The organism is Agrococcus sp. UYP33, from assembly GCF_054060915.1.
In genome coordinates this window covers 603508-620706 of the sequence record NZ_JBSSDR010000001.1, presented here as the reverse complement: position 1 = coordinate 620706, position 17199 = coordinate 603508, and the positions used below count along the sequence as shown (strand labels likewise).

General features: G+C 73.3%; 15 protein-coding genes. 10 read left to right on the top strand and 5 right to left on the bottom strand.

The features are described from left to right. Nucleotides 1-57: 57 nt before the first annotated feature. Nucleotides 58-1716 (bottom strand): glycoside hydrolase family 13 protein, encoded by a 1659-nt coding sequence (locus tag ACVWW9_RS02950; protein WP_456514308.1) that lies wholly within the window; start codon nucleotides 1714-1716, stop codon nucleotides 58-60. A 185-nt stretch (nucleotides 1717-1901) separates the two neighbouring features. Between ACVWW9_RS02950 and ACVWW9_RS02945 the strand changes: the two genes are divergently transcribed. The 5 genes from ACVWW9_RS02945 to ACVWW9_RS02925 all read left to right on the top strand — a co-directional run bounded on the left by ACVWW9_RS02945 (nucleotide 1902) and on the right by ACVWW9_RS02925 (nucleotide 7844). After that, the gene (locus ACVWW9_RS02945; protein ID WP_456514307.1) at nucleotides 1902-3164 is read left to right on the top strand and encodes a sugar ABC transporter substrate-binding protein; all 1263 of its coding nucleotides are present in this window, start codon (nucleotides 1902-1904) and stop codon (nucleotides 3162-3164) included. An 83-nt stretch (nucleotides 3165-3247) separates the two neighbouring features. Further along, entirely contained in the window at nucleotides 3248-4843 is a 1596-nt protein-coding gene (locus ACVWW9_RS02940; RefSeq protein ID WP_456514306.1) for an ABC transporter permease subunit, read from the top strand. Between the two features lie 74 nt (nucleotides 4844-4917). Beyond that, nucleotides 4918-5772 (top strand): sugar ABC transporter permease, encoded by an 855-nt coding sequence (locus ACVWW9_RS02935; RefSeq protein ID WP_245989997.1) that lies wholly within the window; start codon nucleotides 4918-4920, stop codon nucleotides 5770-5772. A gap of 123 nt (nucleotides 5773-5895) precedes the next feature. Next, nucleotides 5896-6243, top strand: coding sequence for a DUF485 domain-containing protein (locus ACVWW9_RS02930; protein WP_456514305.1), 348 nt, complete (start codon nucleotides 5896-5898; stop codon nucleotides 6241-6243). A 50-nt stretch (nucleotides 6244-6293) separates the two neighbouring features. Further along, a complete protein-coding gene (locus tag ACVWW9_RS02925) occupies nucleotides 6294-7844 on the top strand; it encodes a solute symporter family protein (RefSeq protein WP_456515398.1) in 1551 nt (516 codons plus the stop codon). 25 nt (nucleotides 7845-7869) lie between these two features. Here ACVWW9_RS02925 and ACVWW9_RS02920 read toward each other — a convergent pair whose 3' ends face one another. The 3 genes from ACVWW9_RS02920 to ACVWW9_RS02910 are packed head-to-tail and all read right to left on the bottom strand — an operon-like array spanning nucleotide 7870 to nucleotide 11029. Further along, complete coding sequence (locus tag ACVWW9_RS02920; protein WP_456514304.1) at nucleotides 7870-9156, bottom strand: glycosyltransferase family 2 protein; 1287 nt, start codon at nucleotides 9154-9156, stop codon at nucleotides 7870-7872. After that, nucleotides 9153-10124, bottom strand: a complete 972-nt coding sequence (locus ACVWW9_RS02915; RefSeq protein ID WP_456514303.1) for a hypothetical protein — start codon at nucleotides 10122-10124, stop codon at nucleotides 9153-9155. The genes ACVWW9_RS02920 and ACVWW9_RS02915 overlap by 4 nt, the downstream gene beginning before the upstream one ends. Then, nucleotides 10121-11029, bottom strand: a complete 909-nt coding sequence (locus ACVWW9_RS02910; RefSeq protein ID WP_456514302.1) for a WcbI family polysaccharide biosynthesis putative acetyltransferase — start codon at nucleotides 11027-11029, stop codon at nucleotides 10121-10123. Before ACVWW9_RS02910 ends, ACVWW9_RS02915 begins: the two co-directional genes overlap by 4 nt. 138 nt (nucleotides 11030-11167) lie before the next feature. Here ACVWW9_RS02910 and ACVWW9_RS02905 point away from each other — a divergent pair, with 138 nt between their 5' ends. Genes ACVWW9_RS02905 through ACVWW9_RS02890 form a run of 4 tightly spaced genes read left to right on the top strand, consistent with a single transcriptional unit; the run spans nucleotide 11168 to nucleotide 15217 of the window. Next, nucleotides 11168-12319 (top strand): glycosyltransferase, encoded by a 1152-nt coding sequence (locus ACVWW9_RS02905; protein ID WP_456514301.1) that lies wholly within the window; start codon nucleotides 11168-11170, stop codon nucleotides 12317-12319. Then, a complete protein-coding gene (locus tag ACVWW9_RS02900) occupies nucleotides 12319-13437 on the top strand; it encodes a glycosyltransferase (RefSeq protein WP_456514300.1) in 1119 nt (372 codons plus the stop codon). Before ACVWW9_RS02905 ends, ACVWW9_RS02900 begins: the two co-directional genes overlap by 1 nt. After that, nucleotides 13434-14402, top strand: a complete 969-nt coding sequence (locus ACVWW9_RS02895) for a glycosyltransferase (protein ID WP_456514299.1) — start codon at nucleotides 13434-13436, stop codon at nucleotides 14400-14402. Before ACVWW9_RS02900 ends, ACVWW9_RS02895 begins: the two co-directional genes overlap by 4 nt. After that, on the top strand, nucleotides 14399-15217 hold the full coding sequence (locus ACVWW9_RS02890; RefSeq protein ID WP_354258702.1) for a glycosyltransferase family 2 protein: 819 nt from the start codon (nucleotides 14399-14401) through the stop codon (nucleotides 15215-15217). The genes ACVWW9_RS02895 and ACVWW9_RS02890 overlap by 4 nt, the downstream gene beginning before the upstream one ends. Before the next feature lie 10 nt (nucleotides 15218-15227). Here the strand turns inward: ACVWW9_RS02890 and ACVWW9_RS02885 are convergent, their stop codons facing one another. Then, complete coding sequence (locus ACVWW9_RS02885) at nucleotides 15228-16166, bottom strand: EamA family transporter (protein ID WP_354258705.1); 939 nt, start codon at nucleotides 16164-16166, stop codon at nucleotides 15228-15230. Nucleotides 16167-16238: 72 nt separating this feature from the next. On the opposite strand from ACVWW9_RS02885, the gene ACVWW9_RS02880 reads away from it, so the two are divergent. Continuing rightward, a complete protein-coding gene (locus tag ACVWW9_RS02880; RefSeq protein ID WP_456514298.1) occupies nucleotides 16239-17150 on the top strand; it encodes a LysR family transcriptional regulator in 912 nt (303 codons plus the stop codon). Nucleotides 17151-17199: the final 49 nt, after the last annotated feature.

Genomic DNA, 17199 nt, shown 5'->3' with positions numbered 1-17199 from the left:
GTGGATGACGAAGGGCCCTGCCGGGTGGCAGGGCCCTTCGTCGTCGCGGGGCGGCGGCTACGCCGTGCGGACCCAGACGACCTCGTCGGCCGAGAGCGACGCCGAGTCGAGCGGCGACGAGGCGAGCAGGATCTCGCCGCGGGGCACGTCGACCGCGTCGTGGCCCAGGTTCGCGACCACCGTGATCGAGCCGTTGCGGAACGCGAGCGCCGTCGGGCCGACGTCGAGCCACTCGAGGGTGCCGGTGCCGAGACCCAGCTCGCGCCGCAGGTGCAGCGCGCGGCGGTACATCGCGAGCGTCGAGTCGGGGTCGTGCTCCTGGCGGTCGCGGGCGAGCTCGCCCCAGAGCGGCGGCTGCGGGAGCCAGGTCTCACCGGTCTCGCTGAAGCCGTAGGCGGGCGCGGCCGACTCCCACGGGATAGGCACGCGGCAGCCGTCGCGGCCCCACAGCTCTCCGCCCGTGCGCGCGAACGTCGGGTCCTGGCGCTCGTGCGGCTCGATCGCGGTGACCTCGGGGAGCCCGAGCTCCTCGCCCTGGTAGACGTAGGCGCCGCCGGGCAGCGCGAGCATGAGCGCGGTGGCGGCGCGGCCGCGGCGCAGCGAGACGGTCGGGTCGGCCTTCGAGCGCGACGTCGGCCCGATGCCGGCGCCGTGGATGGGCGGCGGCACGAGCGCGAGCCGCGTGCGGTGCCGGATCGTGTCGTGGTTCGAGAGCACCCAGGTCGGGGGAGCGCCGACGGCACCGAACGCCGAGATCGAGTCGTCGATCACCTCGTGCAGCAGCTTCGCGTCCCACGGGGTCTCGAGGTAGACGAAGTTGAACGCCTGGTGCATCTCGTCGGGGCGCACGAAGCGCGCCATCTTCTCGAGCGGCGTGACCCACGCCTCCGCGCACAGCACGCGGTCGCCGTCGTAGGCGGCGAGCACCTCGTGCCAGCGGCGGTAGATCTCGTGCACGTGCTCCTGGCCGAAGAACGGCGAGTCCATCGAGCCGGCCGCGACGAGCTCGACGTCGACGTCGGGCAGCCCCTCGGCCTTCGCGTTGCCGTGCGCGACGTCGACCCGGAAGCCGTCGACGCCGCGGTCGAGCCAGAACCGCAGCACGTCGATGAACATGTCGCCCACGGCGGGGTGGTTCCAGTCGAAGTCGGGCTGCGACGTGTCGAACAGGTGCAGGTACCACTGGCCGTCGGGCACGCGCGTCCACGCCGGGCCGCCGAAGACGCTCTGCCAGTTGTTCGGGGGCAGCTCGCCGGACTCGCCCTTGCCGTCGCGGAAGATGTAGCGCTCGCGCGCCTCGCTGCCGGGGCCGGCGGCGAGCGCCTCCTGGAACCAGGCGTGCTGGTCGGACGAGTGGTTGGGCACGAGGTCGACGATCACCCGCAGGCCGAGCGCGTGCGCCTCGGCGAGCATCCGGTCGAAGTCGTCGAGCGTGCCGAAGAGCGGATCGACGTCGGTGTAGTCGGCGACGTCGTAGCCGGCGTCCTTCTGCGGCGAGCGGTAGAACGGGCTCAGCCACACCGCGTCGACGCCGAGGTCGGCGATCGCCGGGAGGCGAGCGGCGATGCCGGCGAGGTCGCCGATCCCGTCGCCCGAGGCGTCGGCGAACGAGCGCGGGTAGATCTGGTAGATGACGGCGGATCGCCACCACTCGCTGCCGGGGGCGGTCGGGGTGAGGTGGGCGTCGGGCGCGGACTGCGTCGAGGCGTCGGTCATGCGACCAAGGCTATGCGGAGGCGACTGGGTGCGCGCGGAGCACGCGCAAGGTCACGAGTTGCGAACGATTGGCGGAGCGGGGGCGCTTCGGCTTGCCATTCGCCGCACCCGACCGCCACGATGAGCCGGGCTCAGCCGACGATGGCCGTCGGCGCCGCGAGTCCCGAAAGCTGAGGAACGCAACCATGAAGCAGAGCAGCCTCATGAAGGTCGCCGGAGTCGGGGCGCTCGCGCTCTCGCTCGCGGCATGCTCCGGCGGCGGCACCCCCGCCCCCGCTCCGTCGCAGAGCGAGTCGGCAGCGCCCCAGGGCGGCGGCGAGCTCGTCATCTGGATGGACCAGAACCGGGCGGATGCCCTGACCGACGTCGTCGCGACGTTCGAGGAGGAGACCGGCACGACCGTCGAGGTCGTCGTGCAGGACTTCGACTCGATCGACGAGAACCTGACCACCCAGGCGCCGTCCGGCGAGGGCCCCGACGTCATCGTCGGCGCGCACGACTGGATCGGCAAGCTCGCGCAGAACGGCGTCATCGCGCCGGTCGAGCTCGGCGACACCGCGGGCGACTTCCAGGAGATCGCCGTCAACGCCATGACGTTCGAGGGATCGACCTACGGCGTGCCCGTGTCGATCGAGAACATCGCGCTCGTGCGCAACACCGACCTCGCCCCCGAGGCGCCCGCCACGTGGGACGAGCTCATCTCCTCCGGTCAGGCCGCGGTCGACGCCGGATCCGCGGAGTTCCCGCTGCTCGTCGGCATCGACCCGAACAACGCCGACCCGTACCACCTGTACCCGCTGCAGGCGTCGTTCGGCGGCCCGGTCTTCGGCATCAACGAGGACGGCTCCTACAACGCCGACGACCTGCAGCTCGGCAACGAGGGCAACGTCGCGTTCGCGCAGGCGCTGGGCCAGTGGTCGGCAGAGGGCATCATCAACCCGAACATCAGCCAGGACATCGCCAAGGAGCAGTTCGCGAGCGGTGCGTCGCCCTACACGATCACCGGTCCGTGGAACCTCTCCGCGTTCCAGGAGGCCGGCGTCAACTACGCGGTCAGCGAGATCCCGTCCGCCGGCGGCGAGCCCGCCACGCCGTTCGTCGGCGTGCAGGGCTTCATGGTCTCGGCCTACGCGAACAACCCGATCGTCGCCTCGCAGTTCCTCACCGAGTACATCGCCGGCGAGGAGGCGCAGACGGCCATCTACGAGACCGGCCAGCGCGCGCCCGCGCTGACCTCGGCGTTCGAGGCTGCGCAGTCCAACGAGGACGTCGCCGCCTTCGGTGAGGTCGGCGCTGCCGGCGTGCCGATGCCGAACATCCCCGAGATGGGCCTCCTGTGGGAGGACTGGGGCGTCGCGGAGGGACAGATCATCGCGCAGCAGGGCGGTGACCCGGCCACGGTCTGGACGACCATGGCCGACAAGATCCAGAGCTCGCTCGACGGCTGACCCCCTCTCGACGCGGCGGTCGGTCCCATCGGGCCGGCCGCCGCGCCATCCCCGCAACCCACCTCGGTGATCAGGAGCTCCGCGTGACGACGACCGTCTCGAAGGACAGCAAGGCGACGCGCAAGCGGAGCATCAGCACCGCGCCGCCCAGCATGAAGGTGCTGGCGGTCAAGATCCTCCTGCTCGCGATCGTCGACGCCGTCGCGGTCTTCGCGATGTCGATGCTGTTCTTCCGCGGGGACTGGCTCGTGCTCGGCCTCGTCGCCGTCACCACGCTGCTCGTCAACATCGTCTACCTGTCGCCGGGGCTGCTGCCCGGCAAGTACCTGACGCCGGGCCTCATCTTCCTCGCCGTGTTCCAGGTGTTCGTGGTCGTGTACTCGCTCTACATCGCGTTCACGAACTACGGCGACGGGCACAACTCGACGAAGGAGGACGCGATCTCGGCGATCGTGCTGCAGAACACGCAGCGCGTCGAGGGGTCGCCCACCTACCTCGTGCAGCTCGTCGAGGGCCCCGGCGGGCTCGGCCTGCTCGCGACCTCGCCCGAGGGTGAGGTGCTCGTCGGCACCCAGGGGGAGCCGCTGCAGCCCCTCGAGCCGGGAGCGGTGACGCTCGACGGCGACCGCGCCGTCGCGGCAGAGGGATGGACGAGCCTGCAGCAGCAGGACGTGCTGCAGCGGCAACAGGAGGTCGCCGCCCTGCAGGTGCCGCTGAGCGACGACCTCGCCGACGGCTTCCTCCGCACGACGGATGCGCGCAACGCCTTCGTCTTCCAGTCGGTCTTCGTCTACGACGAGGCCGCCGGCACGATGACCGACACCACGACCGACACCGTCTACGCCGACCTCGGCAACGGCCAGTTCGAGACCGAGGGCGGCGAGGTGCTCGGCACCGGCTGGCAGATCGTGGTCGGCCCGGAGAACTTCCTCTATCCGTTCGAGAACCCGCGGTTCGGCGGCGCGCTCCTCGGCGTCGCGGTCTGGACCTTCGCCTTCGCGATCCTCTCGGTGGGGCTGTCGTTCTTCCTCGGCCTGTTCCTCGCGCTCACGCTCAACGACCCGCGGATGCGCTCGCGCAAGGTCTACCGCGTGCTCTCGATCCTCCCCTACGCCTTCCCGTCGTTCCTCTCGGCGCTCGTCTGGCTCGGCCTGCTCAACACCGAGTTCGGCTTCGTCAACGAAGTGCTGTTCGGGTCGGCGAACATCCCGTGGCTCACGGATCCGTGGCTCGCGAAGTTCTCGGTGCTGCTCGTGAACGTGTGGCTGGGCTTCCCCTACATGTTCCTCGTCTGCATGGGCGCGCTGCAGTCGATCCCGGAGGAGCTCACCGAGGCGGCGACCGTCGACGGCGCGAACGGCTGGCAGGTGTTCCGCGGCATCAAGTTCCCGCTGCTGCTCGTGTCGACCGCGCCGCTGCTGATCTCGTCGTTCGCCTTCAACTTCAACAACTTCAACACCACCTACATGCTCACGCGCGGCGGTCCCCGCATGGAGGGCGTCACCGAGAACGTCGGCCACACCGACCTGCTGATCACGCTCGTCTACAAGACGGCGTTCGAGGGCGGCAACCGCGACTACGGCCTGGCGGCCGCGCTCTCGATCCTCATCTTCATCGTCGTCGCCGCCGTCTCGGCGATCTCGTTCCGCCAGACCAGGGCACTGGAGGATCTGCACTGATGAGCATCAACATCGACCCCGCCGCCATCGAGCTCGACGCCGAGCCCGAGCGCCGCCCCGCCCCGCAGCCGCGGATGAGCTTCCGCAAGTGGGTGCGGGAGCTCGGCTGGCGCCACCTCATCGGGATCGCCGTGGTGATCTTCGCCGCGTTCCCGCTCGTCTACGTCCTGAGCGCCTCGCTGAACCCCGGCGGCACGCTCACCGGCTCGAACGCACTGTTCCGCAACTTCTCGCTCGAGAACTACGTCGACCTCTTCACGGACCCGAACCGCCCCTACGCCGCGTGGTTCGCCAACACGATGGTGATCGGCCTCGTCACGTCGGCCGGCACCGTCTTCCTCGGCGCGCTCGCGGCCTACGCCTTCAGCCGGCTGCGGTTCACCGGCCGCCGGGTCGGGCTGCTGAGCCTCATCCTCGTGCAGATGTTCCCGCAGCTGCTCGCGGTCGTCGCGATCTACCTGCTCATGCGCGGCATCAGCGACATCTTCCCGGTGCTGGGGCTCGACTCGCAGATCGGCATCATCCTCGTCTACCTCGGCGGCGCGCTCGGGGTGAACACCTACCTGATGTACGGCTTCTTCAACACGATCCCGACCTCGATCGACGAGGCGGCGAAGATCGACGGCGCGGGGCACGCCCGCATCTTCTTCACGATCATCCTGCGGCTCGTGGCCCCGATCCTCGCCGTCGTGGGCCTGCTCTCGTTCATCGCCACGACGAGCGAGTTCGTGATCGCCTCGACGCTGCTGTCGAGCAACGACAAGCTGACCCTCGCGGTCGGCCTCTTCCGGCTCGTCTCGGACGAGACGAACTCGAACTACCCGGTGTTCGCCGCCGGTGCCGTGCTCGCGGCCATCCCCGTCATGGCGCTGTTCCTCTGGCTGCAGAAGTACATCGTCGGCGGCCTGACCGCGGGAGCCGTGAAATAGCGACGCGCCCGGCCGGGCCGGATTCCGCGGATTCCTCAGCATCCGCGCCTCGCGCCGCTACGCTCGTCGCACCTCGACGGTGAGGCGGGCGCAGCGTCGCGTCCGGGAATGGGAGCGTCACGCATGCCTGAGTCCGACCCCGTAGCCGAGCGCAGCCTGCAGATGCAGCGCTCACCCGAGTTCCAGCGCCTGCGGCGCACCTTCATGGGCTTCATCGTCCCGCTCACGGTGCTCTTCCTCGGCTGGTACCTCGCGTACGTGCTGATCGCCGGCTTCGCGCCGAGCTTCTTCGCGACCCGCATCGGCGACAGCAACATCAACGTCGGGCTGCTCTTCGGCCTCGCGCAGTTCGTCTCGACGTTCGTCATCACGATGGCCTACAGCCGCTGGGCGAACCGCACCTACGACCCGCTCACCGAGCCGCTCGCGCACGAGATGGAGCAGGCGGCGCAGTCGGGGGGTGCGCGGTGATCATCCAGGCCGGCCCCGTGAGCCTCGAAGAGATCAACCCGACCATCAACATGATCGTGTTCGCGGCGTTCGTCGCGGTCACGCTCTTCATCGTCTTCCGCGTCTCGCGCCGCAAGGCGACCGAGAACGAGTTCTACGCCGCGGGGCGGTCGTTCTCCGGCCGCCAGAACGGCATCGCGATCGCCGGCGACTACCTGTCGGCCGCGAGCTTCCTCGGCATCTGCGGCGCGATCGCGGTCGCGGGCTACGACGGCTTCCTCTACTCGATCGGCTTCCTGGTCGCGTGGCTCGTCGCGCTGCTGCTCGTCGCCGAGCTGCTGCGCAACACCGGCCGCTTCACGATGGCCGACGTGCTCAGCTTCCGGCTGAAGCAGCGCCCGGTGCGGATGGCGGCGGCGCTCGCGACGCTCACGGTCTGCTTCTTCTACCTCGTCGCGCAGATGGCCGGCGCCGGTGGCCTCGTCGCGCTGCTCATGGGCTTCACCGAGCCGATCGCGAAGACGATCACCGTCGCCGTCGTCGGCGTGCTGATGATCGTCTACGTCATCTTCGGCGGCATGAAGGGCACCACCTGGGTGCAGATCATCAAGGCCGTGCTGCTCATCGCGGGGGCCGGCATCCTGACCCTGATGGTGCTCTTCATCGTGCGGTTCGACTTCAACGAGCTGCTGCAGCGCGCGATCGACGCGTCGCCCGACGGCGAGGCGATCCTCGCCCCGGGCCTGAAGTACACGAACCCGATCGACTTCCTCTCGCTGGGCCTCGCGCTCGTGCTCGGCACCGCGGGCCTGCCGCACGTGCTCATGCGCTTCTACACGGTGCCGTCGGCGAAGGAGGCCCGGCGCAGCGTCGTCTGGGCGATCTGGCTCATCGGCATCTTCTACCTGTTCACGCTCGTGCTCGGCTTCGGTGCCGGAGCGCTCGTCGGACCGGAGACGATCCGCGAGGCCGCGGGCGGCGAGAACGCCGCGGCGCCGCTGCTCGCGCTCGCCCTCGGCGGCCCGGTGCTCATGGCGATCATCTCGGCGATCGCGTTCGCGACGATCCTCGCGGTGGTCGCCGGACTCGCGATCACGGCGGCGACCTCGTTCGCGCACGACATCTACGCATCCATCATCAAGCGCGGCGACGTCGCGCCGGGTGCGGAGGTGCGGGTCGCCCGCTACACCGTGGTCGTCATCGGCATCATCGCGATCATCGGCGGCATCGTGGCGCAGGGGCAGAACGTCGCGTTCCTGGTGGCGCTCGCATTCGCGGTCGCGGCGAGCGCCAACCTGCCGACGATCCTCTACTCGCTGTTCTGGCGGCGCTTCAACACCGGCGGCGCGCTCTGGTCGATGTACGGCGGGCTCATCTCGTGCGTGCTGCTCATCGTCCTCTCGCCCGCCGTGTCGGGTCGCGAGACGTCGATGTTCCCGGATGCGAGCTTCGCGATCTTCCCGCTGTCGAACCCCGGCATCGTGTCGATCCCGCTCGCGTTCCTGCTCGGCATCATCGGCACGCTCGTCACGAAGCCGTCGGCCGACCACGAGGTCAAGCAGGCCGAGATGGAGGTGCGATCCTTCACGGGCGCCGGCGCCGAGAAGGCCACCGAGCACTGAGGCCACCGAGCACTGAGGATCGGCCTCAGGGAGCCCACCAGCCGCCGAGGTACGCCTCGAGGTCGGGCGCCTCGGGCAGCGGCACGATGCCGTCGCCCGGGCGCTCGACCCGGCGCCACCCGGTCGGCCGGCCCCACCGGCGGTCGCGCGCACCCGCCCGCGTGGCCGCGACGGTGACGAGCGCACCGAGCGCGATCGATCCCAGGTCGCCCTCGCCCACCTCGGCGATCGCCGCCCGGAGCCGCGCGGCGGCCGCGGCGTCGACGTGCACGGGCGCCGCGAGGTCGACCTCGACCCTCGGCGTGCCGCTCCAGCGCTCGACGACCCGCGGGTCGGCGGCGAGCGCCTCCCGCGCGATCGGCGGCACGATGACGCGGGCGCCGGGCATGGCCTGCAGGATGCTGTCGACGCAGACGACGCCGGAGGCCGCGGAGCCGGCCGATCGCAGGGTGACGAGCACATCCGCCTCGCGCACGAGCACGCCGCGCGGGGCTGAGCCCGGTGCCGCGATCGACTGCATGAGCCGCAGCGTCTCGACGTTCTTGCGCCGCAGGCGGTCGGCCTCGTCGCGGCCCGCCCAGTCGGGGCCGTCGTGCCAGGCGACGGCGTCGGGCACGTGCGCGAGGGCCGCGCCGCCGAGCCACGCGCGGTACGCCCACTCCCAGTCCTCGCCGCCGTAGGCGTCGAACGTCTCGTCGAAGCCGCCGACGTCGTCGAAGAGCCAGCGGCTGCACGCGACGACCGCGCTGATGACGAAGCGGTAGGAGCGCGCGTCGGCGTCGCGCAGGTCGCGCGAGCGCGCGTAGGCATCGGCGAGCCAGGCCGGCTCGTCGATCGCGCGCGCCGCACCGGCCACCTCGATGGCACGGTCGTCCCCGCTGCCGGCCAGCATGGCGTGGCGTCGCCGCCCGACCGCGACGACGTCCGGGGCGAGCGAGGGCAGCCGCGCGATCGTCGACACGTAGTCCGGCTCGGGGGCTGTGTCGGCGTCGAGGAAGCACAGCACGTCGCCGGAGCTGTGCCGCACGCCGAGGTTGCGAGCCGCAGCGACGCGGAAGCCGAGATCCTGCTGCCGAACGAGCGTCACGTCGTCCGGCACCGGGGGCGGGGTGGGGGAGCCGTCGTCCGCGACGATCACCTCGAGCAGCTCGGCGGGATGCGTCTGGCGGCGCAGCGCCGCGAGCGTGCGGTCGAGCTGCTCCTGCTGGTCGTAGTGCGCGACGATCACCGAGACGGACCGTGGCGCCGCCGGCTCCGCGTCGAGCGCTTCCCAGCCGTTGCCCGCGATGGGACGGCCGAACGGCGCCGTCACCACGCCGCCCACAGGTCGAGGTAGGCGGCCGCGGTGTCGTCGAGGTGCGGGGCGCTGCGGGCGTCGTCCGGCAGCCACGTGCGCGACGGGTCGCGGAGCGCCGCGGCGACGGCGGCTGCGAGGCCATCGCGCTCCACGAGCTCGACGGTGCCGGGTCGGAGGGCCGCCATCTCGGCGAAGTAGTCGTTCACGATCGTGATGGGCCGCCTGCCTGCTGCGATCCAGTCGTTGAGCGAGCCGGACGCCGACACGTGCTGGTGCGCGACGACCGGCACGGCCGCGCGCTGCGCGCGCTCGAGCAGCGCGTCGTCGGGCACGAAGCCCGTCGCCGAGAGGTCGACGCCTCGGGCGGCGGCGTACCGCTGCAGCTCGGCGAGCTCCGCCTCATGGCCGGGGGCGGCACGGCCGATCGCGGTCACGGCGATCGGCGGCTCGAGCGAGGCGACGGCGTCGACCGCCTCGCGGTGTCCCTTGCCGGGGTAGAAGAAACCGAGCACCGCGACCTCGGCGAGCGGCTCCCAGCGCTGCGGCCGCCGGAGCGGTGCCGCCGCGGGCAGGGGCACGACCTCCGCCGCCACGTCGCCGAGCGCCGCCCGCAGCAGCGCTCGCTCGTGCTGGCTGTTGCAGACGACGAGCTCGGCGGCGTCGACGACGCGACGGTAGGCCTCGGTGCGGCGCCGCATCGAGGCGACGCCGTCCGAGGGCTGCGGCACGTCGTGCAGCGTCACCGCCACCCGCGATCCGGCGGCGATCGCCTCGACCGCGTCGGCCGCGGACTCGGGCGACGCGCCCCAGAGCCGGTCGGTGAAGTGCAGGTGCACGCGCTCGGCGTCCGCTGCGTCGCCGTCCAGCTCGAGCCGCACGCCGGGGTGGATCGCCCGCGTCGCGTCGGCGAGCGTCCGGGCGCACCGGTCGACGCCGTGCTGCGCGTCGCCCCTATGGAGCAGCGCGGGCGGAGCGGCCGTCACAGCCCGAGCACCGCCATCGCGTCGGCGTGCCGCCGGGTGCCCGCGACCACGACATCGGGGTGCTCGCCGTACCAGGCCAGGTGCGCCGCGCGCACGTCGCCGTCGTCCACGCGCTCGCCGTCGACGATCCAGTGCTCGCGCGGCTCCGCGTCGAGGCCGAGGGCGTCGATGACCTGCGCGGCCCGGGGCGCGTGCACGCGGTCGAGCAGCGGCCGGGGGAGCGGCGCGGGAGCTCCGCCGAGCCGGAGCACGTCGTGCACGCGCGCCGCGAGCGCGTGCCAGACGGGGTTGCCGGGGTGGTTGATGGTGCGCATGTGGTCGAACGTCGGGCGCGCGAGCACGTCCGAGATCGGCACGGTCCCGAAGCGCTCCTCCCGCCACCGCAGCTGGTCGAGCGAGGCCTGGCCGACCTCACGGAGGGCGGCCGAGGCCGCGGGCGCAGACGCATCCGCCCCCGCGGCCTCGGCCAGCGTGCGGAGGTCGTGGTACGGCACGATCGGCGGGGCGGCAGAGGGGTCGTGCGGCGGCCGCACGATCGCCTGCCACGGGTGGAGGCCGGCGAATCGGATCACCGGCACGATCGCCGAGCGCGCGCCGACCCGTGCGGCGTCGAGCAGCTGCCGGGTGCCGAGCGGCATGCCGCGGTAGTCGTCGCGGATCGGCTGCGCGACCACGACGTCGACGCCGGCGAGCAGCCGCTCGAGGTGCGGCAGGTCCGACGCCTCGAGCTCGTGCACGGGCGGCACCCGCAGCAGCCGCACGTCGGAGCCCGAGAGCGCCTGGCGCAGCGACTCCGCCTGGCAGTTGCCGAGCAGCACGCCGGTCGGACCGTCGTGGGGAGTCGGGTCGTAGAGGTCGGCGTAGTGCTGCCGGCGGCCGGCGTCCGATGCGGCCTCGCTCGTCATGCTGCCTCCTGTCGGCGCGCGCGCCGACAGCGGCATGGTCGCGGGGCGGTCGCTCAGCCGCCAGCATCTAGTGTACGAACCGGTGGTCCTCCACTGCTGCGCACCGACGACGCCTCGCGCCGCTTGTCCCCGCGCCTGTTGCAGAAGGAGCACCGCATCGACGTCATCGAGCCCGCATCGCGGACCGCCACCGTGCGGGTCGCCTCGGTCCGGGTCGCCTCCGTGCCGGCCGCGCACCCGTACGTGCGGGCCGTCTCCGCGGCCGAGGGCGTCGTGGTGCTCGCCGACCCGGTGCCCGACCCCGCGCATCCGGACCGCTGGTGGCCGCCGGCGATGCTCGACGCCGAGTGGATCGAGCGGTCCGCCGACCGCTTCGACGTCATGCACGTGCACTTCGGCATGGAGTCGCTGCCACAGGGGCGCCTCGCAGCAGCGCTCGACGCGCTCGACGCGCTCGGCAAGCCCGTCGTCTACACGGTCCACGACCTGCAGAACCCGCAGCTGGGCGAGCAGACCGGGCACCGGGGCGACCTCGACCTGCTCGTCCCGCGTGCCGCCCGGCTGGTGACGCTGACGCGCACCGCGGCCGACGAGGTGCGTCGCACGTGGGGCCGCGACGCGCTCGTGCTCGCGCACCCGACGCTCCTCGACGACGATGCCGACGACCCGGTCGACGCGGATCCGCACCCCGACGCCGGGCTCGACGCGCCGCTCGTCGTCGGCGTGCACCTCCGTGACCTCCGCCCGAACATCGACGCCGAGGCGGCGGTGCGTGCGCTCCTGCAGGCGCTCGACGCGCTCGCGAGCGCCGGCGTGGCCGCGACCGGACGGGTGCTGCTGAACGCGGCGACGCGCGACGAGGCGCTCGCGAGCCGGCTCGAGGCGTCGCTGCGCGGCCGCCGGGACTGCGACCTCATCGTGCGCCCGCGTCCGGACGACGCCGCCCTGCTGGCCGAGCTCGACCGCCTCGACGTCGCGCTGCTGCCGTACGGCCACGGCACCCACTCCGGCTGGGTCGAGCTCTGCTACGACCGCGGCGTGACCGTGGTCGGGCCCGGGTCGCTCGCCATGGCGGGGCAGCACCCGGACGGCTACGTCGGGGTCGCGACGCCGGACGACGCGGGCCGGGCCGTGCTCGAGGCGGTCTCGCGCGGTGCCCGCGCCGGATCGCCGGAGCGGCGGCGGCTGGTGGCCGAGCGTCGCGAGCGGCGCCTGGTCGAGCGCGCGGTCGTGGCCGAGGCGCACGCGGCGCTCTACCGCGAGGTGCTCGCCGAGGGCGGGACGCGGTGATGCGGCGCCCGCTCGGCGACCGGCTCCGCATCCTGGTCATCGCCCCGTCGCGCCACCCGATCCGCGAGCCGCACGCGGGTGGCCTCGAGGCGCTCGTGTGGGACCGCGTGCGATCGCTGCGGGCGAGCGGCCACGACGTCACGCTCGTGGCGGCGCGCGGCTCCGACTTCCTCGATCGCACCCCTGAGCGGATGCGGCTGCCCCGTGTCGTCTGGGGCGGCGGGCGCTCGTCCGACGAGGCGTATCCGGACGGCTACCTCGACCAGGTGGCGAGCGTGCTCGACGCCGTGGTCGACGAGCTCGTCGTCGACCGCACCGCCTTCGACCTGATCGACAACCACAGCCTGCACCCGGTGCCGATCGCCCGCGCCGCCGAGCACGGCATCCCGATGCTCACGACGCTGCACACGCCGCCGCTGCCCGAGCTCGTCGCGGCGGCGGATGCTGCCGGGCCCGCGCACTCGTTCGTCGCGGTGAGCAGCCACACGGCGGGGGAGTGGCGCGCGAGCGGGGTCGAGTCGTCGGTGCTGCTCAACACGGTCGACGCCGACGCGTGGCCGCTCGGGCCGGGCGGACCAGGGCTCGTGTGGTTCGGGCGCATCGTGCCCGAGAAGGGCCCGCACCTCGCCGCCGATGCGGCGCGCGCGATGGGGCGCCCCCTGGTGGTGGCGGGTCGCGTGGGCGACGAGCAGTACTTCGAGCGCTCCGTGGTGCCGCGGCTCGGGGGCGGCATCCGCCACGTCGGGCCCATGCGTCGTCGTCGGCTCGCCCACCTCGTGGGGCGCAGCGGCTGCGCGCTCGTGACGCCGTGCTGGGACGAGCCCTTCGGACTCGTGCTGGCGGAGGCGCTCATGACCGGCACGCCGGTCGCCGCGTTCGACCGCGGCGGCATCTCCGAGGTGCTCGAGGGGCTGCCCGGCACGCGCCTCGTGCCGCCCGGGGATGTCGTGGCACTCGCGGCCGCCGCGGACGAGCTGCTGCGCCTGCCGAGCACCGCGCGGATCGGCATCCGAGAGCACGCGGTCGAGCGGTTCTCCGCGCTGCGCCGGGACCGGCAGCTCGAGGCGCTCTACCGCGACCGGCTCGACGCCGTCGAGCGCACGGCGGTCCTGCCGTGACCGCGGTCGGCTGGTACGTGCACCACCACGGCATGGGGCACCTGACCCGCTTCCTCGCGATCCGGCCGCACGTCGCAGCGTCGGTGGTCGCGTTCAGCTCGCTGCCGCAGCCCGCGGCGCTGCCAGGCGGCACGACGTGGGTGCAGCTGCCCCGCGACGACGAGGACGAAGGGGCCGGCGCGCCGTCGGCGGCCGAGCCGACGGCGCGCGGCGCGCTGCACTGGGCGCCCATCGGGCACCGCGGTCACGTCGAACGGATGGCGGCGATCGCGGCCCGCGCCCCGCACCTCGACGCGATCGTCGTCGACGTCTCGGTCGAGGTGACGCTGCTCGCGCGGCTCCTCGGGCGCCGCGTCGTGCTGATGACCCAGCCGGGCGACCGCACCGACGACCCGCACGTGCTCGGCCGGCGGCTCGCCGACGCGGTGCTCGCCCCGTGGCCGGCCGACGACGGCGAGGTCCACCCCGTGGGCGGCATCTCGCGCTTCGCGACCCGGGAGCGCTCGGCCGCGCGCCGTCCGGGCACCGTGCTCGCGCTCGGCGGCGGCGGCCGCGACGCGGCGTGGGACGCGATGCTGCGCGAGGCGATCGCGGCGACGCCCGACCGGCAGTGGCGGGTCGCCGGCGGTGCCACGTGGATCGACGACCCGTGGGAGGCGCTCTGCGAGGCGGAGGTCGTGGTCACGGCGGCGGGGCAGAACGCGATCGCCGACATCGCCGCGGCGGGGGCCAGCGCGATCGTCGTGCCGCGGCCGCGCCCGTTCGACGAGCAGCACCGCACGGCCGCCATGCTGGACGAGCTGGGCCTCGCCGTGGTCGCCGACGCATCCGCGCCCGGTGACTGGCCGGCACTGCTCGCCCGCGCGCAGGCGCTCGAGCCGGACTGGAGCGCGTGGGGCGTGCGCGGCGCCGCAGGCAGGGCCGCGGCGATCATCGATCGCGTCGCGGCAGGAGGACGGCCATGACCATCGCCACCATCACGCTCGCGTCGCGCGCGCGGGCGCACCACCTGGACCGGCAGCAGGAGCGGCTGCGGGGCATCCCGGGCCTGGAGCGGATCGTCGTGTGGCTCGACGCCGAGCCGCCCGGCGACGACGTGCCCGCGACGCTCCTGCTGCACGTGCCGCCCGCGGCCGCGGGCATGCGGCTCGCCGCCGCCCGCAACGCCGGCGCGCAGGCCGCGATCGACCACGGTTGCGACCGCCTCGTCTTCCTCGACGCCGACTGCGTGCCCGGTGACGCGCTGCTCGATCGCTACGACCGGGCGCTCCGCGCCCACCCGGGAGCGCTGCTCGCCGGCCCCGTGACGTACCTTGCCGAGGGCGTCGCCGTCGACGCCCAGACGGATCTCGCGGCGCTGACCGCCCCGCATGCCGCGCGTCCCTCGCCGCCCGACGGCGAGGTCGACGTCGCGGCGCCGGAGGACCAGCTGCTGTTCTGGTCGCTCTCCTTCGCCCTCAGCGCGTCGACCTGGCGCCGCATCGGCGGCTTCGACGAGGCCTACGTGGGCTACGGCGCGGAGGACACGGACTTCGCGATGCGCGCGCAGGCAGCGCGGGCGCCGCTCGCGTGGGTGGGCGGCGCGCACGCGTACCACCAGCACCACCCGACCTCGAGCCCGCCGTGGCAGCACCTGGACGACATCCTCCGCAACGGCGGGCTCTTCGCCGACCGCTGGGGGTTCTGGCCCATGCGCGGATGGCTCGAGGCGTTCGAGGCCGCGGGGGCGGTCGAGCGCGTCGACGGCGGCTGGCGCCGCGCGGCCGCCACTCCTCGCTAGCCAGCGCGCGTCAGCGCGCGGCGGGTGATGGCGCGCGCTCCGTGGGCGGCTCGGCCGGGGCAGGTCTGGCGGCGCGGCTCCCGCCGCCCAGCGCACCGGATCCCAGCAGCACGCCGGCTACCACCACGCCGGCGCCGGCGATCTCGACCGCCGTGAGCGTCTCGCCGAGCACGATCCAGGCGGTGAGCAGGCCGACGACGGGCACGAGCATCGAGAACGGTGCGACGCGCGCGGCCGGGTGGCGGCTCAGCAGCCAGGTCCAGATGCCGCTCCCCACGACCGTGCCGAGCAGCATCGTGTAGGCGAGGCCGGCGATCGCGAGCAGGCCGGTGGTGGTCTCGAGCCCGACGAACGACTGCGCGATGCGGTCGGGGCCCTCGACCCACAGCGAGGTCGCGAGCATCGGCAGCACCGGGACGACCGACATCCACAGCGTCAGGTGGAGCGGCTTCGACGGGCGCGCGAGCCGGCTCGAGACGTTGCCGAGCGCCCAGCCGAGCGCACCGAGCAGCGTGAGCAGGAACGGACCGAGCGCGGCGGTGCCGAGCTGCTGCGCGCCGATCGCGGTCAGCCCCGCGACCGCGAGCAGGATGCCGAGCACCTGCGCGCGGTCCAGGCGCTCGCGCAGCAGGGTGGCGCCGAGCAGCACCGTGAACGGGGCGGATGCCTGCAGCACGAGCGAGGCGAGCCCGGTCGGCATGCCGGTCGCCATCGCCCAGTAGAGGAAGAGGAACTGCAGCGTGCCGAACCCGAGCCCGTAGCCGAGCAGCCACCGCAGCGGCACGTCCGGCCGCGGCACGAGCAGGATGGTCGGCACCGCGAGCAGCGCGAACCGCAGCGCCACGAGGAAGAAGGGCGGGAACTGCTCGAGCGAGAGGTGGATCGCCAGGAAGTTGAGCCCCCACAGCACGGCGACCAGCAGGCCCAGCAGTCGTTCTCTCGTCGTCATGCGGACAGCCGAGCAGGCGAGCACCATGCAGCACAAGCGATGAATGCTGCATCGACTGTGTAGCGTTGCTGCATGGAGCTGCGCGACCTCATCCTGCTGCGCGAGCTCGACGAGCGCGGCAGCCTCACGGCCGTGGCGCGGGCGACGCAGGTGACCCCGTCGGCCGTGTCGCAGCGCATCCGATCGCTCGAGCGCACGATCGGGCTGCCCCTCACCGAACCGCTCGGCCGCGGGGTGCGGCTGACCGAGGCCGGGCGGCTGCTCGCCGCCGGCGCGATCGAGGTCGCGGCCGTCGTCGCCCGGGTGGAGGGCAGGCTGGCCGCCTACCGCGGCGGGATCGGCGGGCGGGTCGACGTCGCGGCCCTGCCGAGCGCGGGCGTCGTGCTGCTGCCGTCCCTCATCGCGGCGCTCGGCGCGGACGTCGACCTCCGCGTGCACGACCACGACGTCGCGGAGGCCGACTACGCGGCGCTCGCGCGCGACCACGACCTCGTGATCGGGCATCGGATGGCGCCGACGCCGCTGCCGGACTGGCGCGGCCTGCACGTGGTCGACCTGCTGCGGGAGCCGATCGACATCGCCGTGCCCGAGGCGCATCCGCTCGCGGGGAGCGTCTCGGTGCGGCCGGCGGACATCGCGGGCGAGCGCTGGATCGGCGTGCCAGAGGGCTACCCCTTCGACGACCTGCGCGTCGCGGTCGAGGCGGCGGCGGGGGAGCGGTTCGCGATCGGGCAGCGCGTGCGCGACAACCGCCTCGTCGAGGCGCTCGTCGCCGCGGGCCTCGGGATCGGCATGCTGCCGCGCTTCAGCACGCGGCCCGGCGGCGGCATCGCGCTCGTGCCGCTCGCGGGGCTCCCGACCGGCCGGATCGTCAGCGTCCTCGCCCGGCCGGACGTCGCGGAGCGCGCCGTCGTCGCGCACACGATCGACGCGCTGCGGCGCTGCGCGCAGGCGATCGGGGGCGTCGACGCGCTCGCGCCGTGAGGTGCGCGAAGGGCCCGTCCGCGGTGCTACGATATTCCGGTTGCCATCA